We start from the raw sequence: 22,720 nt of genomic DNA, 5'->3' as shown, positions 1-22,720 counted from the left end.
GCTGCACCCGCGCGGACGGGTTAACCCTTTGGCAAATCGCGCTTGCGCGGCCGGTAAACTCTGGCAACATGGATCAATAATACCAGCCGGACAAAGCAGCCGGCGGACAAGAACGGGGACGCGGGATTACATGTCGGTACGTTGGAGTTTGTTTGCGGCGACTGTCGCCGCACTCGCCGCCTTTGCTTTGCCGGCATCGGCCCAGACGTTGAAGTATGCGAACCAGGGCGAGCTGAAGTCGCTGGATCCCTACACGCTGAAGGAAACCACGACGATCGCGCACCACGCCCACGTCTACGAAGGCCTCACCGCGCGCGACAAGGACCTCAAGATCATTCCGGCCCTGGCGGAAAGCTGGGAGACGCTGAGCCCGACCAAATGGCGCTTCCATCTGCGCAAGGGCGTGAAATTCCACAATGGCGATCCCTTCACCGCCGACGACGTGCTGTTCTCGGCCGAGCGCGTCCGCGCCAAGGGCTCCAACTTCCTCAGCAACGTCCCGGCCGACGCCAAGTTCAGCAAGGTCGACGACTTCACCGTCGACGTGACGCTGGACTCGCCCAATCCCATCCTGATCTCGCAGTGGGATAGCTGGTACATCATGGACAAGAAGTGGAGCGAGGAGAACAATTCGGTTGCGCCGACGCCGGCCTCCGCAACCACGCCGAGCTACGCGGCGCTGCACGAGAACGGCACCGGCCCCTTCACGATCGAGAGCCACCAGCCCGGCGTGAAGACCGTGTTCAAGGCGTTTCCAGGCTATTGGCGCAAGCCCGAGCATAATCTCAAGGAGATCATCTTCACCCCGATCGGCTCCGACGCCACCCGCGTTGCCGCACTGCTCTCGGGCGAAGTCGACGTGATCGAACCGGTTCCGCTCCAGGACATCCAGCGCGTCAATTCCAGCGGCGTCGCCACCGTCATGACCGCGCCGGAGATTCGCACCATCTTCATCGGCATGGATACGGCGCGCGACGAGCTGCTGTATTCCAACATCAAGGGCAAGAATCCGTTCAAGGACATCCGCGTCCGCGAAGCCTTCTACAAGACCATCGACGTCGATCTGATCAAGACCCGCGTCATGCGCGGCATGTCGACCCCCTCGACGTTGATGATCGCACCCGAGCTCTATCCGCTGTCGAAGGAATTCACCCGGCCGAAGCTCGATCCTGATGGTGCCAAGAAGCTGCTGGCCGACGCCGGCTATCCGAACGGCTTCGAAGTCACGATGGACTGCCCGAACGACCGCTATGTCAACGACGCCGCGATCTGCCAGGCGGTGGTCGGCATGCTGGCCCGCATCGGCGTCAAGGTGAACCTGCTGGCGCAGCCGAAGGCGCAGTATTTCGCCAAGGTGCTGAAGCCCGGCGGCTACCAGACCTCGTTCTTCATGCTGGGCTGGACGCCCGCGACCTCCGACTCGCACAACGTGCTGCACGACATCCTCGGCTGCCGCGACGATCCGAAGGATGCCACCCGGGGCGAGGCCAATCTCGGTGGCTATTGCAACAAGGAAGTCGACGCGCTCACCGACAAGGTGCTGGTCGAGGGCGACACCGCCAAGCGCGACCAGTTGATCAAGCAGGCCTACGACATCGTCATCAAGGATTACGGCTACATTCCGCTACATCAGCAACCGCTGGTGTGGGGCGTGTCGAAAAAGGTCAAATTGACCCAGCGCGCGGACAACCAGGTGCTGCTCTACTGGGCGACCAAGCAGGGTGAATAGTGGCTCTGGCGAATTGGGTCCCGGAAGCGCAGGCTTCCGGGACCGCTCGTTTTCCGGCCGCGCAAGGCCGCGCGCCAATGTCAAAAGCAGTGAAAGGTAGAGATGCTGGCTTTCACTCTTCGCCGCTTCCTGCAGGCAATCGGCGTGATGCTCGCCGTGGGCGTGATCGCGTTCGCGATGTTCCGCTTTGCCGGCGACCCGGTGAACCAGATCGTCTCGATCGACACCTCGGCCGCGCAGCGCGCCGAAATCCGGCAGTCGCTCGGCCTTGACGATCCGGTGCTGGTGCAGTTCGGCCGCTACTTCATCAATGCGCTGCAGTTCAAGTTCGGCGTCTCCTACCAGTTCCGCCTGCCGGTCTCCTCGCTGCTGGCGGAGCGGCTGCCGGCGACGCTGGAGCTTTCGATCTGCGCCACGCTGTTCGCGATGGTGGCCGGCATCCTGATGGGGGTCTATTCGGCGCTGCGCCGCGACACAGTGCTTGCCAAATTATTCCAGGCGGTATCGCTGATCGGCATTTCGCTGCCGACCTTCCTGATCGGCATCCTCCTGATCTATCTGTTCGCGGTGACGCTGGGCTGGCTGCCCTCCTTCGGCCGCGGCGAGGTGGTGAAGCTCGGCTGGTGGACCACCGGACTGCTGACCGTCTCGGGCCTGAAGGCGCTGATCATGCCGGCGATCACGCTCGGGCTGTTCCAGATGACCCTGATCATGCGGCTGGTGCGCGCCGAAATGCTGGAAGTGCTGCGGACCGACTATATCCGTTTCGCCCGCGCCCGCGGGCTGACCACGCGCGCGATCCATTTCGGCCATGCGCTGAAGAACACCCTGGTTCCGGTCATCACGGTGGCCGGTCTGCAGTTTGGCTCGGTTATTGCTTTCTCGATCATCACCGAAACCGTGTTCCAATGGCCGGGTATGGGACTTCTCTTCGTGCAGGCCGTGCAAAATGTCGATATCCCGATCATGGCCGCATATCTGTTGATGGTCTCGCTGATCTTCGTCACCATTAATCTCGTGGTCGACATCCTCTACACCGTGGTCGATCCGCGCTTGCGGTCGACCGTCGGCCGCGCGGCGTGAGGGGCTGACCGATGTCCGATGCCGTCGTCCCTCATCGTTCCCAAGACCACCAGGCCCCTGCCGGCTGGTTCAGGCGCGCGCTCGACAGCGACATCTTCTATTCGTTCCGCCGCTCCAGGCTGACGATGGTCGCCGCCGTGATCACCTTGCTGTTCTTTCTGCTCGCAATCTTCGCGTCGTGGCTCGCGGTGCAGAACCCGTTCGACCCGGCGCAGCTGCAGCTGATCAACTCGCGGATCGCGCCGCTGTGGACCGCCGACGGCCAAAGCCCGTTCCTGCTCGGCACCGACGAGCAGGGCCGCGACGTGCTCTCGGCGATCCTTTACGGCCTGCGCATCTCGCTTGCGGTCGGCCTGGCCGGCGTGGTCTTTGCCGGCGCGCTCGGCATCGCCCTCGGGCTGATCGCAGGCTATTTCGGCGGCGTGGTCGACACCGTGATCATGCGGATCGCCGACGTGCAGCTCACCTTCCCCGCGATCCTGATCGCACTGCTGGTCAACGGCGTTGCCAAATCGCTGCTCGGCAACCGGCTCGACGAGATGAGCACGCTCGGCGTCCTCATCATCGCGATCGGACTCAGTTTCTGGGTGCAATATGCCCGCACCGTGCGCGGTTCGGTGATGGTCGAGAAGAACAAGGACTACGTCGCCGCGGCGCAGCTGATCGGCCTGCCGGCGCCGAAGATCATGCTGCGGCACGTGCTGCCGAACACGATGGGCCCGATCCTCGTCATCGCCACCATCAACCTCGCGCTCGCGATCATCACCGAGGCGACGCTGTCGTTCCTCGGCGCCGGCATGCCCGACACCATGCCCTCGCTCGGCACCCTGATCCGGATCGGCAACAACTATCTGTTCGCCGGCGAATGGTGGATCGTCGCCTTCCCCGGCATTGCGCTGGCCGGCCTGATCCTCTCCATCAACCTGCTCGGCGACTGGTTGCGCGACGCCCTCAATCCGAAGCTCCGATGACCAAGCCTGTTCTTTCCGTGCGCAATCTCGAGGTGGAATTCGTCACCCGCCGTGCGACCTTGCGCGCCATCAACGGCGTATCGTTCGACATCGCCAAGGGCGAGGTGCTCGGCGTGGTCGGCGAGTCCGGCGCCGGCAAATCGGTCACCGGCCTTGCCGTGATCGGCCTGATCGATCCGCCCGGCCGGATTTCCGGCGGCGAGATCGAACTGTCGGGCACGCGGATCGACCATCTTCCGCCGGAAGAGATCCGCCGCATCAGGGGCAAGCGGATCGGCATGATCTTCCAGGATCCGCTGACCAGCCTCAATCCGCTGTACCGGATCGGCGACCAGATCATCGAGACCATTCGCACCCACAGCAATCTGAGCGAGAGCGCCGCGCGCAGGCGCGCCATCGATCTGTTGGCCGAGGTCGGCATTCCCGCGCCGGAAAAGCGCATCGACGGCTACCCGCACGAATTCTCCGGCGGCATGCGCCAGCGCGTCGTGATCGCGCTTGCGATCTGCGCCGAGCCCGAGCTGATCATCGCGGACGAGCCGACCACCGCGCTCGACGTCTCCGTGCAGGCACAGATCATCGCGCTGATCAAGCGGCTCGGCCGCGACCACGGCACCGCCGTGATGCTGGTGACCCACGACATGGGCGTGATCGCCGAGACCTGCGACCGCGTGGCGGTGATGTATTCCGGCCGCATCGCCGAGATCGGCCCGGTGCAGGAGGTGGTGCGCAATCCGCTGCATCCCTATGCCAGGGGCCTGATGGGCGCGATCCCGACGCTTGCCGGCGAGGACAAACGCCTGGTGCAGATCCCCGGCTCGATGCCGCGGCTGTCGGCGATCCCGCCGGGCTGCCCGTTCAATCCGCGCTGCGCGTTTGCCTTCGATCGCTGCCACGTCGATCGCCCCGAGCCGATCCGGCAGGGCACGCAGTTCGTTGCCTGTCATCTGTTCGAGCCGGCGAAGGAGACGGCGGCATGAGCGGAACATTGATCGAGGTCAGGAACCTGCGCCGCGTCTTCGACGTCTCCAAGCCGTGGCTCAACCGCGTGATCGAGGGCGGCCATCTCGAATTCCTGAAAGCCGTCGACGGCGTCTCCTTCGACATCAAGCGCGGCGAGACCTTCGCGCTGGTCGGCGAATCCGGCTCCGGCAAGACGACCGTCGCCCGCATGGTGGTCGGCCTGCTGCCGCCGAGTTCAGGCGAGGTCGTCATCGACGGCGTCTCGATGACCGATCCGCGGCAGGGCCAGGCACGCCGCCGGCTGCGCCGGCGCATCCAGATGGTTTTCCAGGATCCCTATGCGAGCCTCAATCCGCGCTACCGGGTCGCCGCCATCGTCGCCGAGCCAATCCGCGCCTTCGACCTGATCCAGGGCGAGCGCGACATCAAGGCCCGGGTCGGCGAATTGCTCTCGCTGGTCGGCCTGCACCCCGACGACGGCCAAAAATTCCCGCACGAATTTTCCGGCGGCCAGCGCCAGCGCATCGCGATCGCCCGCGCGCTGGCATCCGAGGCCGAGTTCATCGTCTGCGACGAGCCGACCTCGGCGCTCGACGTTTCCGTGCAGGCGCAGATCCTCAATCTGATGCGCGACCTGCAGGACAAGTTCGGCCTCACCTATCTCTTCATCAGCCACAATCTCGCAGTGGTCCGCCACATGGCGAGCCGGATCGGCGTGATGTATCTCGGCCGCATCGTCGAGATCGCCGAGGGTCGGGAATTGTTCGAGAACCCGCGGATGCCCTACACGAAGATGCTGCTCGGCGCGGTTCCGGACCTTGCGATGTCCGGTCGCCAGCGTATCCCGGTAAAGGGCGAAATTCCGAATCCGATCGATCCTCCGCCGGGCTGCTCGTTCAACCCGCGCTGTCCCCTCGCCTTCGATCTCTGCCGCCAGAAGACGCCGGAACTGATCGACGGCGTCGCGTGCCATGCCGTCAACAGTCCCGCCGTCGTTCCGGCATGATCACGCGGATGGGAGCGGCCATGTGCACCAAGCGGTTGGCATACCAGCCGGCCTGTGATCAAGTGCGCCCGCCGAGAAGGCCCAACAACAAACCGACGAACGGTCAATCGCCATGAGCAACATCAACCCCGATCCGTTCACAACCCGGCCCGAGATCGAAGGCACCTTCGGCGTCGTCACCTCGACGCACTGGATCGCCACCGCGGTCGGCATGGCAACGCTGGAGAAAGGCGGCAACGCCTTCGACGCCGGAGTGGCCACCGCCTTCACGCTGCAGGTGGTCGAGCCGCATCTGAACGGCCCCGGCGGCGACGTTCCGATCATCGTGCACGACGTCAAGCGCGGCAAAAGCGAAGTGATCTGCGGCCAGGGCCCGGCGCCGGCGAAGGCAACCATCGCGCATTATCGCAGCGAGGGCCTCGAGATGGTGCCCGGCACCGGCCTGCTCGCGGCCTGCGTGCCCGGCACATTCGAATCCTGGATGCTGCTGCTGCGCGACTACGGTACCATGAAGCTGCGCGACGTGCTGGAGCCCGCGATCGCCTACGCACGCGACGGCTATCCGCTGGTCGAGCGTGCATCGGCCACCATCAAGACCGTCGAACAACTGTTCCGGAAATACTGGACCACATCGGCCGACGTCTATTTGCCTGGTGGCGAGGTGCCGAAGCCTGGCACCATCTTCACCAACAAGAAGCTCGCGGAGACCTATGCACGCATCCTCACCGAGGCGGAGAGTGCCGGCGGCGATCGCGTCGCGCAGATCGAGCGCGCGCGGCAGGCCTGGTCGAAGGGCTTCGTCGCCGAGGCGATCGACAAGTTCTGTCGCACCCAGGAGGTGATGGACGTTTCCGGCTCGCCGCATAGCGGCGTCCTGTCGGCCGACGACATGGCGCGCTGGCAGCCGACCATCGAGGCGCCGCTCACCTACGACTACGGCCGCTACACCGTGCAGAAGGCCGGGGTCTGGAGCCAGGGTCCGGTGATGCTGCAGCAGCTCGCGCTGCTGAAGGGTTTTGAGCTCGACGGGCTCGATCCCGCAGGCCCCGACTTCATCCATCTGCAGATCGAAGCAGCCAAGCTCGCCTATGCCGATCGCGAGACGTTCTACGGCGATCCGAAATTCACCGACATCCCGATCGAAACGCTGCTGTCCGATGCCTATAACAACGAACGGCGCAAGCTGATCTCGAAAGACAAGGCTTCGCTCGACTTCCGCCCCGGCGCGGTCGAGGGCTTCGGCGGCGTTGTGAAGTTGCGACACGCCGAAGGGCATCGTGAAGCGGTCGGCGCCATGGGCGCGGGCGAGCCGACCGTCGGCCGGTTCGGCGAAGTGCGCGGCGACACCGTGCATTTCGACATCATCGACAAGGCCGGCAACATGATCTCGGCGACGCCGTCCGGCGGCTGGCTGCAGTCCTCGCCGGTGATTCCCGAGATCGGTTTCTGCCTCGGCAGCCGCGCCCAGATGTTCTGGCTCGAAGAGAACCACCCTGCTTCGCTCGCGCCGGGCAAGCGGCCGCGCACCACACTCTCGCCGACCATGGCGCTGCGCGACGGCGAGCCGTATCTCTCCTGGGGCTCGCCGGGCGGCGATCAGCAGGACCAGTGGATCACGCAGTTCTTCCTGCGTCATGTGCACGCCAGGCTCAATCTGCAGGAGGCGATCGACGCGCCGGCCTGGCACTCCGAGCATTTCCCGATCTCGTTCTGGCCGCGCACCTCGCGGCCCGGCGTCCTGGTGCTGGAAAACCGCGTGCCAAAATCGACCATCGACGAATTGAAGCGCCGCGGCCATGTGGTCGAGATTGGTCCCGATTGGTCGGAAGGCCGCCTCACCGCAGCCTCGAAGGTCGGCGCCCGCCGCCGCGCCGCCGCCAATCCGCGCGGCATGCAGGGTTACGCCGCAGGCCGCTAAACACGAAGGTTTGAGATGACCTGGTCGATCATCGCCCGCGACAGCGCCACCGGCCAGCTCGGCATCGCCGTCGCGACGCGGTTCTTCGCGGTCGGCGCGCTGGTGCCGCACATCGCACCCGGGATCGGCGCGGTGGCGACGCAGGCGCTGGTCAATCCCTATTACGGCATCGACGGCCTCGCGCTGCTGCGCGGCGGCAACAGCCCGCATGAGGTGATCGCGGCGCTGATTGCGCCCGACAGCGGCCGCGAGAGCCGGCAGCTCCACGTCATGGACGCCAGGGGCCGCATCGCTGCGCATTCCGGCAAGGACTGCGTCGACTGGTTCGGCCATATCGCCGGCGACGGGTTCTCGATCGCCGGCAACATGCTGGCCGGCCCCGCGGTGCTCGACGAGACCGCGCGCGTCTATGCCGCGAACGAGAAGCTGCCGTTCGCGGAGCGGCTGATCAAGGCGATGTTCGCCGGCGAAGCGGCCGGCGGCGACAAGCGCGGCAAGCAGTCGGCGGCTCTCTTAATTCACGGCGCGGAGGAATGGCCATTGCTCGACCTGCGCGTCGACGACCACGCCGATCCCCTGCGCGAGCTCGAGCGGCTGGAGGCCGTCAGCCGCGAGCACTGGGCGCCATTCCGGAGCTTCATGCCGACCCGCGACAACCCGGCCGGAACCAGCGATCGCGCCACCATCGACGCCGGCATCGCGGCGGCAACCACGAGCCGTAAATGACAGCAGGCCCGCTGATCGAGATCGAAGGCCTGCGCGTCACCTTCCAGGGCGATGACGGCCGCACCACGCATGCCGTCGACAGCGTCGATCTCTCCGTCGCCAAGGGCGCCACGCTCGGCCTGGTCGGCGAGTCCGGCTGCGGCAAGAGCGTGACCTCGCTCGCGATCATGGGGCTGTTGCCGAAGCAATCCGCCGCGGTGTCCGGCGCGATCCGCTTCGACGGCTTCGACCTGCTCGAGGTGCCGGACGAGACGTTGCGCGACCTGCGCGGCGATCGCCTTGCGATGATCTTCCAGGAGCCAATGACCTCGCTCAATCCGAGCTTTACCATCGGCGACCAGATTACGGAGACGATTCTGCGCCATCGCGGCGGCTCCCGCCGCGCGGCGCGCGAACGCACCATCGAGCTGCTGCGCCGCGTGCATATTCCCTCGCCCGAGAAACGCATCGACGAGTTTCCGCACAAGCTGTCCGGCGGCATGCGCCAGCGCGTGATGATCGCGATGGCGCTGGTCTGCGATCCGCAGCTTCTGATCGCCGACGAGCCGACCACCGCGCTCGACGTCACCTTGCAGGCGCAGATCCTCGATCTGATGCGGGAGCTGAAGGCTGCGAGCGGCGCCGCGATCATCCTGATCACCCACGATCTCGGCGTCGTCGCCGAAGTCTGCGACGAGGTCGCGGTGATGTATGCGGGCGAAATCGTCGAGCGCGCGCCGGTCGACGAGCTGTTCGCCAATCCGCAGCATCCCTACACGGTCGGCCTGCTCGGCTCGATCCCGCGGCTCGACCGCCGCACCAGCCATCTCGCCACCATCGAGGGCATGGTGCCGAACATGGCGAACCCGCCCGCCGGCTGCCGCTTCGCCGCGCGCTGTCCGTTCGTCGAGGATGCCTGCACCCAATCGCCGCCGCCGCTCGCGATGCTGAGCGCGACCCACTCCTCGCGCTGTATCCGAGCGCCGCTGGAGCGGCTGGTGTCATGACCGTGCTGCTCGAGGTCGAAGGGCTGGTGAAGCATTTCGTCGCCGAACGCTCGCTGTTCGGCCGGCCGACCGCCCATGTGAAGGCGGTCGACGGCGTCAGCTTCACGGTCGAGGCCGGCAAGACGCTGGCGCTGGTCGGCGAATCCGGCTGCGGCAAATCCACCGTCAGCCGGCTGGTGCTGCGGCTGATCGAGCCGGATGCCGGCCGGATCCGCTTCGAGGGCCGCGACCTCGGCACGCTCAATGCCGAGCAGCTGCGCGCATTCCGCCGCGACGCGCAGCTGATCTTTCAGGACCCCTACGCCTCGCTCAACCCGCGTATGACGGTGAGCCAGATCCTGACCGAGCCGCTGGCACTGCACAATCTCGTGCCGCCGCCAGCCCGCCGCGAGCGGGTCGAGCAGCTGCTGCGTCTGGTCGGGCTCGAGCCGCGCTTTGCGCGGCGCTATCCGCACGAATTCTCCGGCGGCCAGCGCCAGCGCATCGCGATTGCCCGCGCGCTCGCGGTCGAGCCGAAGCTGATCATCTGCGACGAGCCGGTGTCGGCGCTCGACGTCTCGATCCGCTCCCAGATCCTGAACTTGCTCCGCGACCTGCAGGACCGCCTGAAGCTTGCCTACATCTTCGTCTCGCACGATCTCGCCGTGGTGAAGCACATCGCCGACCGCGTCGCGGTGATGAATCTCGGCACCATCGTCGAGACGGCGGATGCCCAAGCGCTGTTCGCCGCGCCGCGCCATCCCTATAGCCGCGCGCTGCTGTCGGCGATCCCGGTGCCGAAGCCGCGTGCGAAGCGCAGCCGCATCGTGCTGGAGGGCGAACTGCCGAGCGCGCTCAATCCGCCCTCCGGCTGCCGCTTCCATACCCGCTGTCCCTATGGGATCGCGCGCTGCCGCAGCGAGGTTCCGCAATTGCGCGAAGATGGCACCGGTTATGCATCGGCCTGTCACCGGACGGGCGAGCTGCCCGACGCGGAGGCGATCGTGCCCTCCGATGGCGGGTTCTCGCCGACACTGGAAAAGCTGGTGGCGGCGTTCAATGCGGCGGAAGCCTCGGGACAGCCCGGGGTTATTTCACAGGGAACAGAGGCGTAGGGAACAAGGGGTTGGCGATGAGATTTTGGCGCTTGGCGGTCCTGATGGCGGCCCTCGTGACCTGGTGCGGAACGAGCGCGCGTGCCGAGACGACACTCCGCATCGGGCTCGCCGAGGACCCGGACATCCTCGATCCTTCAATCGGACGCACCTATGTCGGCCGCATCGTCTTTTCAGCCTTCTGCGACAAGCTGTTCGACATCGACGAGAAGCTGAACATCGTTCCGCAACTCGCGCTGTCCTACGAGAACTCGGCCGACGGCAAGGAGATGACGATCAAGCTCCGGCCGGGCGTCAAGTTCCACGACGGTGAGCCGTTCGACGCCGAAGCCGCCAAATTCTCGCTGGAGCGCCATCTGACACTGCCGACCTCGTTTCGCAAACCGGAATTGGCTGCTCTCGACCACGTCGACGTCGTTGATCCCCTGACCATCAAGCTGGTGCTCAAGACGCCCTACTCGCCGCTGATCGCCCAGTTGACCGACCGCGCCGGCATGATGGTTTCGCCGAAGGCGGTGAAGGAAGCGGGTGACAAATTCGGACTGCATCCAGTCTGCGCCGGACCCTACAAGTTCGTCGAACGCGTACAGCAGGACCGCATGGTGTTCGAGAAATTCGGGGATTACTGGAACAAGGACAACGTCTTCATCGATCGCATCGTGTTCCTTCCTATCGTCGATGCCACGGTGCGGCTCGCCAATCTGAAATCCGGCGGGCTCGATCTGATCGAGCGCGTGCTTGCCACCGATATCAAGGACGTCCGAAGTGACAAGCGGCTCGTGCTGTCGACCGCACCTGAACTCGGCTATCTCGGCCTCACCATCAACATCGGCAACGACAAGAGCAAGGGGCCGCTCAGCCAGTCGGAAAAGGTGCGCCAGGCGCTCGATCTGTCGATTGACCGCGAGGCGCTCAACCAGGTCGTCTTCAACGGCGAGTTCACGCCGGGCAATCAGTGGGTCAGCCCGACGCACCCTTACTATCAGAAAGCGTTTCCGGTTCGGGGCCGCGACATTGCCAGGGCCAAGGCGCTGCTGAAGGAGGCCGGTGTCACGCTGCCCGTCGCCATCGACTACATGGTCCCCAAAGGCGCCGAGAACGAAGCCGTAGCCCAGGTCGTGCAGTCGATGGCGGCCGAAGCAGGCTTTGACATCAAGATCCGCGTGGTCGAATTTGCGACGACTTTCAAGCAGGCCCAGGCCGGCGAATTTCAGGTGTTTCAGATCAACTGGAGCGGCCGGATCGATCCCGACGGCAATTCCTATGTCTTCCTGCACACCAAGGCGCCGCAGAACGACGGCGGCTATTCTAACGCGGAAGCCGACAAGCTGATGGAAGATGCACGGCTGATCAACGATCCCGCCCAGCGCAAGGCAATCTACGAGAAGATGACCAGGATCGTGCTCAATGACGAGCCGATCATCTACATCTATCACCGCACACTCCTGATCGCCCACTCCACCAAGGTCGAGGGTTACCGGCAGATGCCGGACGGATTGGTGCGCGTGGTCGGGCTGAAATTGAAATGATCGCCACAGCGCAGGACACGCGGGGCCGACAATGCTGAACTTCCTCGCCAAGCGGCTGGTTCAGCTGGTCCCGACGCTGTTCTTCGTCTCGCTCCTGATCTTCTCGCTGCAACATTTGCTGCCCGGCGATCCGGCACTCGTCATGGCCGGCGAGGAGCGCGATCCGGCCGTCATCGAACAGATCCGCCAGCAATATCACCTGGATCAACCGATCCCGGTGCAATATGCCTATTGGGTCAAGGGCGTGCTCACGGGCGACCTCGGCGAGTCCCTGCGCAACAAGATGCCGGTGTCGAGCCTGATCGCGCAGAAGCTGCCGGTTACGATGCAAATCGCCGGCATGGCGATCGTGGTCGCCTTCCTGATCGGCATTCCCGCCGGCATCATCTCGGCGGTGAAAATCGGCACGGCGTGGGACTATGGCGCCAATTTGTTCGCGCTGTGGGGTATCTCGACGCCGAATTTCTGGCTCGGCATCATGCTGATCTTCCTGTTCTCCGTCGAACTTGGCTGGCTGCCGGCCTCCGGCTACGTGCCGCTCAGCGAAAACTGGCGCGCGAGCCTCGCCGCATCGGTCATGCCGGCCTTCGTGCTCGGCAATGCGATCGCGGCGATCCTGATGCGGCATACGCGAAGCGCGATGCTGCAGGTGCTGGAGAGCGACTATGTCCGCACCGCGCGCGCCAAGGGCCTGTCCGAGCGCACCGTGATCCTCAAGCATGCGATGCGCAACGCGCTGACGCCGATCATCACGCTCGGCGCGCTCGAGCTCGGCACGCTGCTGTCGGGCGCGGTGCTCACTGAGCAGATCTTCTCGATCCCGGGCTTCGGCAAGCTGATCGTCGATGCCGTGTTCAACCGCGACTATGCGGTCGTGCAGGGCGTGGTGCTGACCACGGCGACGATCTACATCACGCTCAACCTGATTGCCGACATCGCCTACATCCTCGTCAACCCGCGGCTGAGGGGCTGATCGGATGACCGACGCTGCGCTCAGCCCCCTCGCTCCGCTTGCCGCCGCCGAAACGCTCGAGAGCCCGGCGCGGCGCGCCTGGCGGCGGCTGATCCGGCGCAAGGGTGCCGTGCTCGGCCTCGCCGTGATCGCGCTCTTCATCCTGCTCGCCGTGTTCGCGCCGCTGATCGTGCCCTATGATCCGGTCGCGACGAGCTGGTCGCTGGTGCGCAAGGCGCCGTCGGCGCAACACTGGTTCGGCACCGATGAACTCGGCCGCGACGTGTTCGCCCGAATCGTGTTCGGCGCTCGCGCCTCGCTGCTTGCCGGCGTCATCTCGGTCGGCATCGCGCTTGCGATCGGCGTGCCGCTCGGCCTCGTCGCCGGCTATCGCGGCGGCTTCATCGACGCGCTGATCAGCCGCATCACCGATGCGATGCTGGCCTGCCCGTTCCTGATCCTGGCGATCGCACTCGCGGCGTTCCTCGGCCCGAGTCTTAGCAATGCCATGATCGCGATCGGCGTCTCGGCGACCCCGATCTTCATCCGCCTGACCCGCGGCCAGGTGATGAGCGTCAAGGTCGAGGACTATGTCGAGGCGGCGCGCGCGATGGGCAACCCGCGCTGGCGCATCGCGCTGGTCCACATCCTGCCCAACATCCTGCCGGCGCTGCTGGTGCAGGCCACGCTGTCGATCGCAGCCGCGATCATCGCCGAGGCCGCGCTGTCGTTCCTCGGCCTCGGCCAGCAGCCGCCGGCGCCGTCCTGGGGCAGCATGCTCAACGCCGCGCAACGCTTTTTGACCAGCGCGCCATGGATGGCGGTCTGGCCAGGGCTTGCGATCTTCCTGGTCGTGTTGTCGTTCAATCTGGTCGGCGACGGCCTGCGCGACGCGCTCGACCCGAAGGCGCGGTAGTGGATTCGTGCCACAGCGAGCGCCTATGCTCTCTCCGTCACCCCCGCGCAAAGGCTCGCCTTTGTCGCTGGAGGAGCGCGCATCTTGCGCGCGTCTCGAAGGGTCGACGGCCACCGACCGGGCCGTTCATCCTTCGAGACGCGCTACGCGCTCCTCAGGATGACGGGATTCGTAGCATGCGCACCCACTAAAGCTCGTCAGTCAAATCACCACTTCCCGCAGCACCCTGCGGCAATCCATCTCGTATTCGAGATCGACCACCGGCGGGCGGCAGAAGTGCCAGGTCAGGCCGGAGCGGGTGGCGCCGCGGCGGACCAGCTCGTCCACGAGCACGGGATGGATGTCGTGCACGGTGTAGGCCTGCACCGCCGTCGTCTCCTGCCAGCCGAAGCTGAACTCGGCGAGACGGCGTTCCATCTCGCCGGCGGTGAAGCGGACCTTCTCCCGCCACGCGCCGGGGCTGAGATCGCGATAGCAAACGATGCGGTCCGGATAGCTGGCGGTGCCACTGCGCGCCTCAGCGCCGCCGGCGATCACGAAGGACGGCGACGTCGTCGTGCTCGGCCGCGTGAACGAGAACGCATGGAACGACGGCTCGGCCGGCGGATCGATCTCGGGACAGACGTTGCTGCGCGCCACCGGATTGATGGTGCCGTCGAACAGGCCCCATTCGGCGAGCGTCTTGACGTAGTGCTGGTTGAAGGCGCGGAAGCCGTCCTCGGTGAAGGCGGCCGGCGAACGCAATTCGCAGGCGCAGAACGCGGTCAGCGGCCGGCCGGCATCGCGGATGTAGGCCGCGATCCGCGCAAAACCTTCCGCGAGCGGCAGCAGGCGATCGAAGCGCACCCGCTCGATCTCATAGCCCGCGTTCGCCTGCGCGCCGCTTGAATATTGGAAGACGGCCGGAATGAACCGGTAATTGCCCGCCGCAAACTCGCTCGCCATGCCTGTTTCCTCCGGATTTCCTTGAGGCGAGTATTTTCTGCCCGCCGTCGGCAAAGGCTATCACGAGACAAAGAAAAGGCGGCAGTGGCTTTCGCCAGTGCCGCCTTCCCTGCGAGCATGAGCTTGGAGGGCTCAGGTCGGTTTCAGCGCGCCGCCGCGACGGTCGAGCTCGTAGTCGGCGATCTGCTTGGCGCGATCGGAATGGGCCGCGGCCTGGTGGTCGGTCGCAATCACCGTGTAGACCATCGGCAGCACGAACAGCGTGAACAGCGTGCCGATCGTCATACCGGCTACGACCACGAGCCCGATCGAGAAGCGGCTGGCAGCGCCGGCGCCCGAGGCCGTGAGCAGCGGCAGCAGGCCGGTGACCATGGCCGCCGTCGTCATCAGGATCGGACGCAGGCGGATCCGGGCGGCCATCTCGATCGCCGCGCGGCGGTCCAGTCCCTCGTTGAGCTGCAACTCGTTGGCGAACTCCACCATCAGGATGCCGTGCTTGGTGATCAGTCCGACCAGCGTCAGCAGGCCCACCTGGGTGTAGATGTTCATGGTGGCGACGCCGAAGAACAGCGGGATCAAGGCGCCGACGATCGCCATCGGCACCGAGATCATGATCACGAACGGATCGCGCAGGCTCTCGAACTGCGCCGCCAGCACCAGGAAGATGATGATGATGGCGAACGCGAAGGTGACCAGCAGCTGGTTGCCTTCGTGGACGTATTGCCGGGAGTCGGCCAGGAAGTCGTAGCTGAAGCCCGACGGCAGCTTCTTGGCTTCACCCTGCAGGAACTCCACCGCCTGGCCCATCGAGACGCCGGGCATCGGCACGGCCTGGAAGGTCGACGAGTTGAGCTGGTTGTAGTGGGTCAGCGCATTCGGATCGACGCCGGTCTCGACAGAAACCACGGTCGACAGCCGCACCAGCTGCCCGGTCGCCGTCGGGACGTAGTAATCGTTGAATGCCTCGGGCGCAAGCCGGCTGGCGCGCGGCACCTGCGGGATCACCTGATAGGAGCGTCCTTCCAGATTGAAGCGGTTGACATAGTTGCCGCCGAGCAGCGTCGCCAGGGCGCCACCGATCGACTGCATGGTGATACCGAGGTCGCTCGCCTTGGAGCGATCGACCTTCACCCGGACCACCGGCTGGTTGAAGTCGAGGTCGCTGTCGGTGACGATGAACAGGCCGCTCTTGCGCGCCGCATCCTTCAGCTTGCTCATCTGGTCGAACACCTGCTGGAATCCGGCCGTCGAAGAGATCACCATCTGTACCGGCAGACCGCCGGGGCCGCCGGGCAGCGGCGGCAGGCTGAACGCGAACGCGCTGATGCCCTCGATCTTGGACAGCTCGGCCTGAACCAGCGGCTGCAGCGCCTGCGCGCTGCGCTTGCGCTCATCCCACGGCTTGAGCAGCATGCCCGCGAAGCCGCCCTGCGGACCGGTGATGCCGTTCAGGATGAACCGCAGGTCGGTCTCGGGAAACTTCTGGAACTCCTTGTCCATCTTGTCGCCGTAGAAATCGATGTAGTCGATGTTGGCGTATTTCGGCGCCTTGGTCACCGCGAACACGATGCCCTGGTCCTCCTGCGGCGCCAGCTCCTTCTGGATGTGCATATAGAGGAAGCCGACCAGACCGAGGATGGTCACGGCGAACAGCGCCGTGATCGGGCGGTAGTCGAGCGAACGGTCGAGCTGACGGCCATAGGCCCGCGTCAACGCGCCGAACACGCGATTGACCACCTTGGCGAAACGCCCCTCCTCCGCGCTCTTGAGGAACACCGAGCACATCATCGGCGACAGCGTCAGCGCGATCACGCCCGACACGATCACCGAGCCCGCCAGCGTGAAGGCGAATTCGCGGAACAGCGTGCCGGTCACGCCGCCGAGGAAGCCGATCGGCGCGTACACCGCCGCCAGCGTGATCGTCATGGAGATGACGGGACCGACGATCTCCCGGGCACCCTTTAGCGATGCCTGCACCGGTGGCAGGCCCTCCTCGAGATGTCGATGGATGTTCTCCACGACCACGATCGCGTCGTCGACCACGAGGCCGATCGCCAGCACCATCGCCAGCAGCGTCAGCAGGTTGAAGCTGAAGCCGGCGGCCAGCATCAGGATGCAGACGCCGATCAGCGACAGCGGGATGGTGACGACGGGAATGATCACCGACCGCAGCGAGGCCAGGAACAGGAAGATGACGACGACGACGATCAGGACCGCTTCAGTGAGCGTCTTCTCGACCTCATCGATCGACGATTGAATGAACTTCGTGGAATCGTAGGCCACCTTCATCTTCATCGACGGCGGCAGGTTGCGCTCGAGGTCGGGGAACAGCGCGCGCACGCCCTTCACCAGGGTCAGCGGGTTGCCCTGCGGCGTCGCCTTGATGCCGATGAAGATCGCATGCTCGCCGTTGAAGGCGACGCTGGCGTCCGTGCTCTGCGCGGCGAGCTCCACCGTCGCGATGTCCTCGATGCGCACGAAGCCGCCGTCCTTCGCCTTCACGATCATCCGCTTGAACTGATCGATGTTCTGAAGGTCGGTATTGGCCGAGACGTTGGAGACGATGAAGAAGCCCTTGGTCTGGCCGGCGGCGGCCTGGAAGTTGTTGGCGGCGATCGCGGCGGCGACGTCGTTGGGCGACACGCCGCGTCCGGCCATGCGGGTCGGATCGAGCCAGACGCGCATCGCGAAGGTCTGGCCGCCGAGGATGTCGGCCGAGGCGACGCCATCGACCGTCGAGAGCACCGGCTGCACGACGCGGGTCAGGTAGTCGGAGATCGACGATCCGGTCAGCTCCTCGCTGGAGAAGCCGAGATACATCACGGCGATGGTGTCACCGGTCGCCTTGGTCACGACGGGGTCGAAGGCTTCCTTCGGGATCAGGTATTTGACCGAGTTGACCTTGGCGAGCACCTCGGTCAGTGCCTGGTTCGGATCGTGATTGAGCTTGACGTAGACCTGAATCGTCGAGGTGCCGAGCACCGAGTTCGACGTCATGTAGTCGACGCCTTCGGCCGACGCGACGGCCTGCTCGATCGGCGTGGTGATGAAGCCGTTGATCAGCTCGGGCGACGCACCGGGATATGACGTGGTGATCGTCACGACAGTGTTCGAAAGATTCGGATATTGCCGGATCGGCAAAACCATCGCCGCGCGCAGGCCGATCAGCAGGATCAGCAGGCTGACGACGACCGACAGCACCGGGCGCTTGATGAAAATATCAGTGAAGGCCATCGCCAACTCGATTCGTGTTCTGCCGGCTTGCGGCAAGATGTGGCGGAGGGCCGATGGCCCTCCGAGTTCGATGAATGAAGATCAGTAGCGCGGCGGTTCGGCCGGAACCGGCGGCGGCGGATCGGTCGAGATCGCAACCGGCATGCCCGACTGCAGCTTGATCTGGCCGACTGCGACGACCTTGTCCCCCGCCTTCAGACCCTTGAGGATCTCGACACGGCCCTCGACGCGGTTGCCGGTCTTCACGAAGGTGCGGTCCGCGGTCAGGGTGGTCTTGCCGTCGTCGCCCTTCTTCTCGGTGATCAGGAACACCGAGTCGCCGTACAGCGTGTAGTCGACCGCGGTTTCGGGAATGGTCACGACCGGCGGCTTCCCGGGCAGCACGATCGTGGTGGTCGCGAACATGCCGGGCTTGAGGATGCTGTCCGGATTCTGGATCGTGGCCTGCACCCGGATGTTGCGGGTGTCGGTCGCGATCTGCGGCTCGATGGTCGTGATCTTGCCCTCGAAGGTGCGGCCCGGATAGGCGTCGACCGAGACCCGTACGGCCTGGCCGACCTTGATCTGCGAGCTCTGCTTCTCGGTGACGGTCAGGTTGGCGTACAGCACCGACAGATCGGTCAGCGACACGATCTGCGTGCCGGCCGTCAGATACTGGCCAACTTCGACCTGGCGCACGCCGAGATCGCCTTCGAACGGTGCGCGCACCAGCTTCTGCGAGATCAGCGCTTCGGTCTTGGCAATGCCCGCCTTGGCCTGGTCGTAAGCCGCCTGCGCCGTATCGACGGTCGACTGCGGACCGAACTGGCGCGACGCGAGTTGCTTGGCGCGGTCGAGCTGCAGCTCGCCCACGGTCGCCTGCGCCTTGTAGTTGGCGAGGTCGCCCTGCTCCGGTGCGTCGAACAACTGCACCAGCGGCGTACCGGCCTTTACGTGGCTGCCGGCGGTGAACTGGATCTCGGTGATGCGGCCCGGCACGTCGGTCGTGACGTTGACCTGGTGCACGGCGACGAGATCGCCGACAGCGGTCAGCAGGTTCGGAATCACCTCCGTCTTCGCCTCGACGGCCGACACGTTCGCCGGCGGCGGCTTATTGTTGGCAAAGAACTGCGCGATCATGTGGCTGCGGAAGGCGTTGAAGCCGACCAGCGCACCGACGAGCAGGGCCAGCAACAGGCCTACGATGATGAACCAGCGCACCATGCGGACGGGACGCTTGGCTTGCTTCTCCTTGATCGGTTGCCCCGAGATGTGGCTTTCGGTCTGAATATTCATGTCATGCACTTTCTGCAGTTACCGACGGTCCTGCGATCGGCGACGGCTGGCGGCCCAAATGAGTTGAAATTGCGGCTTCGGTAAGTCCGATGCCGCGAAGGATGAATTGGCAAAGCTGCCGCTCGGCCGCAGCGGCATCGCCGTAGGGGAGACATGGTGTCGCAGGCAGCTGGGTCAGCGCACCCATCAGCACGGTATGGTGCGCAAACCAGAATAGGTTGAGCGGCTCGTCGCCGATCTTCGTGGCCTCGCCGGCGGCGATCGCCCGCTCGAGCGAGGCGGCGAAGGTCGGGCCGATCAGCTTGCCGACCTTGTCGTAGAGCAGGCGCGCAAACTCGCCGTCGTCGAGATGGCTCGTCACCATCAGCCGCATGCGCTGCGCCTCTTCCTGGTCCGGCGCATCACGCAGCTGCATGAAGTGACCGACCATGCCTTGCACCAGTTCCACAAGCGTCGCGGTCGAGGGCTCCTGCCCGAGCAGATGCGCGAGATCGGGATCCGCCTCGCACTCCTCGGCAAGGATCTCGGCATAGAGCGCCGCCTTGGACGGGAAGTGCTTGAACAGCAGCCCTTCCGAAATGGCAGCCGCGGCCGCCACGCTCTTTGTCGTGGTGCCGGCAAAGCCGTTGCGGGCGAAGCACCGCTTTGCGGCGCTCAGGATCAACTGACGCCGCAAGTCACTCGTCATGCGTAAGGTAGACATTTGGGTCGTGAGTAATCACTCACTTTACCAAAAGTCAAGGTTCTATTGCACCGCGAAAGCCACTTTAAATAGGAGTGTGGCCGATCGACCCTCTGATGCGGTTCACGAGGTAGGTGCCATCGCGGCTGGACAGCACGCGCTCCAGATTGGCCCCGTCGATCTTCGCGCTGGCGAACCGTGGCCCCGCCGTAACGTCTTGCAAAGACGAGGCAAAAGCCTCGACCTCAGCCATCGTGCTGATCGCCCGGCTTTCCCCGATTCCGCAGGCTTTGGCAACACCCACGAGGTCGGCGGTTCCGCCGGTGTGGCTGGCCTGGCCGCCGGTCTCGCCGTAAGCCTCATTGTCCAGCACAATGATCGAGAGATTTTTGGGCTGCTGCAGGCCGACGGTGGCGAGGCTTCCCATCCCCATCAGCATCTCGCCGTCGCCGGTGATCACGACGACCGGCAGCGTCGGCTGGGCCAGCGCGAGGCCGAGCCCGATCATCACGGCGCCGCCCATGCCACCCCAGAGATAAAAGTTGCGGTCGTGGTCGCCGGCAGCGGCGATGTCATAGGTCGAGGCGCCGAGGCCGCCGACGGCGAACGCGCCCTTGCGATCTTTCAGCAGTTCGGAAACGACGGCACGGCGGTCGAGGAGATTGGCTTTGCTCATTTGGTGAAGACCTTTGCCCCGATCAGGCGCTGCGACAGCAGGACGGCGGTTGGCGTGCAGGCGTTATAGGCCTGCGCTGCGCCGGCCTCGACGACTTCGCGGACCTCTTCAGGGTGCGAGGCGCGCAGCACCTTGATCCCGGACAATTCGAGAATCCCTTGCGTGTTCGAGCCCATCGGCACCTGCCAGGGATTGAACTCGCCCCATTCGCCGCGCATCGTCACCAGCGTGAGGAACGGCAAGCGGAAGATCTGAACCAGCGACAGCATGTTGATGCAATTGCCGACCCCGCTCGACTGCATCAGCAGCACACCGCGCTGGCCGCCGGCCCAGGCGCCCGCGAGCAGCGCCACGCCCTCCTCCTCGGTGGTCAGCGCAATGCCGCGCATCGAGGACGACCCCAGCACCCGCTCGATCAGCTCTGAATGGCCGGCGTCGGGCACGTAGGGCACCTGACGCACCTCGAAGCGCTGCAATATCGAGAAGATCTCCTCGGGCCAGGAGGCCGCAGTGTCGGCACGGGCATGCATTGGCGTTTCCGGTCTTGTTGTTTGGTCGCGACTGTAGAGGGGCGCGCGCGCTTCATCAAAGCGCAAAACCGCATATGGCTCTGCGATTTGCTCGCACCACGCGACGCCCCGGCGCGCTGTTCCCGGCCCCAGCAAATTGTGTTGCGCGGCCGCCGCCCGCGGCTTACGATAGTTGCAAATGAAACTAATTGGGTTGGATGCGCCATGAACGGACACGCGCGCGAGCTGGCTGACGGCTTCGACCTCGAGAAGCTGACGCCGGAGTTCTATGCCGACCCCTACCCGACCTATCGCGCGTTGCGCGAGAGCGCGCCGGTCAAGCGGCTGCCGAACGGCTGCTATTTTCTCACCCGCTACGACGACCTCATCGCCGCCTACAAGAACACCAAGGCATTCTCCTCCGACAAGAAGAAGGAGTTCTTGCCGAAATACGGCAACTCGCTGCTCTACGAGCATCACACGACCAGCCTCGTCTTCAACGATCCGCCGGCGCATACCCGCGTGCGGCGGCTGATCATGGGCGCATTGTCGCCGCGGGCGATCGCCGGCATGGAGCCTGACCTGATCGCGCTGGTCGACAGCCTGCTCGACCGGATCGAGACCCGCGACCGCTTCGAGCTGATCGGCGACTTCGCCTCGGCCATTCCGGTCGAGGTGATCGGCAATCTGCTCGACGTGCCGCACGACGAACGCGAGCCGCTGCGTGACTGGTCGCTGGCGATCCTGGGCGCGCTGGAGCCGGTGATCGGCAAGGAGGCGTTCGACCGCGGCAACAATGCGGTGAAGGATTTCCTCGCCTATCTCGAAACGCTGGTTGAACGCCGCCGCAAGAAGCCGGGCAATCCCGAACGCGACGTGCTGACAAGGCTGATCCAGGGTGAGGACAATGGCGAGCGGCTGACCGCGAAGGAATTGCTGCACAACTGCATCTTCCTGCTCAACGCCGGCCACGAAACCACGACCAATCTGATCGGCAACGGGCTGGTGACGCTCAGCCAAAATCCGGATCAGAAGCAACGGCTGATCGCGCAACCCGAACTCATCAAGACCGCGGTCGAGGAGATGCTGCGCTACGAAAGCTCGAACCAGCTCGGCAACCGCATGATCGTGGAAGAGACCGAGCTCGGCGGCATCAAGCTGCCGGCGGGCACGCTGGTCACGCTGTGCATCGGCGCGGCCAACCGCGACCCCGCGCAATTCCCCAACCCCGAAGCTTTCGACGTCGCGCGCACACCGAACCGCCACCTCGCCTTCGGCACCGGCGCGCATCAATGCGCCGGCATGGCGCTGGCGCGCCTCGAAGGCGCCATCGCGATCTCGCGGTTCCTCAAACGCTTGCCGAACTACGCGCTCGACGGCGCGCCGGTGCGCGGCGGGCGGGTGCGCTTCCGCGGCTTCCTCAGCGTGCCCTGCAGCATCAGCGCATAAGACGACACATTGTCGCCTGCGAATTTGGCTGGCGACACACTTCCCTGTGGAGGAACTGATGCCCAAATCAACTGCAG

At 65.0% G+C, this 22,720-nt stretch carries 19 protein-coding genes; 13 read left to right on the top strand and 6 right to left on the bottom strand.

Annotation, left to right across the window (positions count from 1 at the left end; translation table 11 throughout):
- The first annotated feature begins 130 nt into the window (after positions 1-130).
- The 12 genes from ACVIHF_RS06710 (at position 131) to ACVIHF_RS06655 (ending at position 13,873) form a co-directional block, all read left to right on the top strand.
- A complete protein-coding gene (locus ACVIHF_RS06710; protein ID WP_253609665.1) occupies positions 131-1,729 on the top strand; it encodes an ABC transporter substrate-binding protein in 1,599 nt (532 codons plus the stop codon).
- Between the two features lie 102 nt (positions 1,730-1,831).
- Positions 1,832-2,812, top strand: a complete 981-nt coding sequence (locus ACVIHF_RS06705; RefSeq protein WP_038383837.1) for an ABC transporter permease — start codon at positions 1,832-1,834, stop codon at positions 2,810-2,812.
- 11 nt (positions 2,813-2,823) lie between these two features.
- Complete coding sequence (locus tag ACVIHF_RS06700; RefSeq protein ID WP_225160751.1) at positions 2,824-3,783, top strand: ABC transporter permease; 960 nt, start codon at positions 2,824-2,826, stop codon at positions 3,781-3,783.
- A complete protein-coding gene (locus ACVIHF_RS06695; RefSeq protein ID WP_253609666.1) occupies positions 3,780-4,763 on the top strand; it encodes an ABC transporter ATP-binding protein in 984 nt (327 codons plus the stop codon). The genes ACVIHF_RS06700 and ACVIHF_RS06695 overlap by 4 nt, the downstream gene beginning before the upstream one ends.
- Positions 4,760-5,752 carry an ABC transporter ATP-binding protein gene (locus tag ACVIHF_RS06690; protein ID WP_253609667.1) on the top strand — a complete coding sequence of 331 codons (993 nt, stop codon included), beginning with the start codon at positions 4,760-4,762 and terminating at the stop codon, positions 5,750-5,752. Before ACVIHF_RS06695 ends, ACVIHF_RS06690 begins: the two co-directional genes overlap by 4 nt.
- A gap of 112 nt (positions 5,753-5,864) precedes the next feature.
- Complete coding sequence (locus ACVIHF_RS06685; protein WP_253609668.1) at positions 5,865-7,670, top strand: gamma-glutamyltransferase family protein; 1,806 nt, start codon at positions 5,865-5,867, stop codon at positions 7,668-7,670.
- A gap of 15 nt (positions 7,671-7,685) precedes the next feature.
- Positions 7,686-8,396, top strand: a complete 711-nt coding sequence (locus ACVIHF_RS06680; protein WP_092083247.1) for a DUF1028 domain-containing protein — start codon at positions 7,686-7,688, stop codon at positions 8,394-8,396.
- Complete coding sequence (locus tag ACVIHF_RS06675; RefSeq protein WP_456791873.1) at positions 8,393-9,382, top strand: ABC transporter ATP-binding protein; 990 nt, start codon at positions 8,393-8,395, stop codon at positions 9,380-9,382. The genes ACVIHF_RS06680 and ACVIHF_RS06675 overlap by 4 nt, the downstream gene beginning before the upstream one ends.
- Positions 9,379-10,476, top strand: a complete 1,098-nt coding sequence (locus ACVIHF_RS06670; RefSeq protein ID WP_456791872.1) for an ABC transporter ATP-binding protein — start codon at positions 9,379-9,381, stop codon at positions 10,474-10,476. Before ACVIHF_RS06675 ends, ACVIHF_RS06670 begins: the two co-directional genes overlap by 4 nt.
- 17 nt (positions 10,477-10,493) lie before the next feature.
- Positions 10,494-12,005: an ABC transporter substrate-binding protein gene (locus tag ACVIHF_RS06665; RefSeq protein WP_253609671.1), complete on the top strand. Its 1,512-nt coding sequence runs from the start codon at positions 10,494-10,496 to the stop codon at positions 12,003-12,005.
- 31 nt (positions 12,006-12,036) lie between these two features.
- The gene (locus ACVIHF_RS06660; RefSeq protein WP_016842919.1) at positions 12,037-12,978 is read left to right on the top strand and encodes an ABC transporter permease; all 942 of its coding nucleotides are present in this window, start codon (positions 12,037-12,039) and stop codon (positions 12,976-12,978) included.
- A 4-nt stretch (positions 12,979-12,982) separates the two neighbouring features.
- A complete protein-coding gene (locus ACVIHF_RS06655; protein ID WP_253609672.1) occupies positions 12,983-13,873 on the top strand; it encodes an ABC transporter permease in 891 nt (296 codons plus the stop codon).
- Positions 13,874-14,074: 201 nt separating this feature from the next.
- On the opposite strand, the gene cnbZ is transcribed toward ACVIHF_RS06655, so the two are convergent.
- The 6 genes from cnbZ to ACVIHF_RS06625 form a co-directional block, all read right to left on the bottom strand.
- Positions 14,075-14,818, bottom strand: a complete 744-nt coding sequence (cnbZ, locus tag ACVIHF_RS06650) for a 2-amino-5-chloromuconate deaminase CnbZ (RefSeq protein WP_253609673.1) — start codon at positions 14,816-14,818, stop codon at positions 14,075-14,077.
- Positions 14,819-14,950: 132 nt separating this feature from the next.
- Positions 14,951-18,052: a multidrug efflux RND transporter permease subunit gene (locus ACVIHF_RS06645; protein ID WP_253609674.1), complete on the bottom strand. Its 3,102-nt coding sequence runs from the start codon at positions 18,050-18,052 to the stop codon at positions 14,951-14,953.
- An 81-nt stretch (positions 18,053-18,133) separates the two neighbouring features.
- Positions 18,134-19,327 (bottom strand): efflux RND transporter periplasmic adaptor subunit, encoded by a 1,194-nt coding sequence (locus tag ACVIHF_RS06640; protein ID WP_076827115.1) that lies wholly within the window; start codon positions 19,325-19,327, stop codon positions 18,134-18,136.
- Between the two features lies 1 nt (position 19,328).
- Positions 19,329-20,030: a TetR/AcrR family transcriptional regulator gene (locus ACVIHF_RS06635; RefSeq protein ID WP_026192475.1), complete on the bottom strand. Its 702-nt coding sequence runs from the start codon at positions 20,028-20,030 to the stop codon at positions 19,329-19,331.
- Between the two features lie 64 nt (positions 20,031-20,094).
- Positions 20,095-20,685: a thiamine pyrophosphate-dependent enzyme gene (locus ACVIHF_RS06630; protein WP_253609675.1), complete on the bottom strand. Its 591-nt coding sequence runs from the start codon at positions 20,683-20,685 to the stop codon at positions 20,095-20,097.
- Positions 20,682-21,215, bottom strand: a complete 534-nt coding sequence (locus ACVIHF_RS06625) for a thiamine pyrophosphate-binding protein (protein ID WP_018270486.1) — start codon at positions 21,213-21,215, stop codon at positions 20,682-20,684. Before ACVIHF_RS06625 ends, ACVIHF_RS06630 begins: the two co-directional genes overlap by 4 nt.
- A 204-nt stretch (positions 21,216-21,419) precedes the next feature.
- On the opposite strand from ACVIHF_RS06625, the gene ACVIHF_RS06620 reads away from it, so the two are divergent.
- Positions 21,420-22,643: a cytochrome P450 gene (locus ACVIHF_RS06620; RefSeq protein ID WP_253609676.1), complete on the top strand. Its 1,224-nt coding sequence runs from the start codon at positions 21,420-21,422 to the stop codon at positions 22,641-22,643.
- Positions 22,644-22,720: the final 77 nt, after the last annotated feature.

Source organism: Bradyrhizobium sp. USDA 4506 (assembly GCF_054058795.1).
The sequence above is the reverse complement of the archived record's forward strand: the minus strand, read 5'-3'. Positions and strand labels throughout refer to the sequence as shown.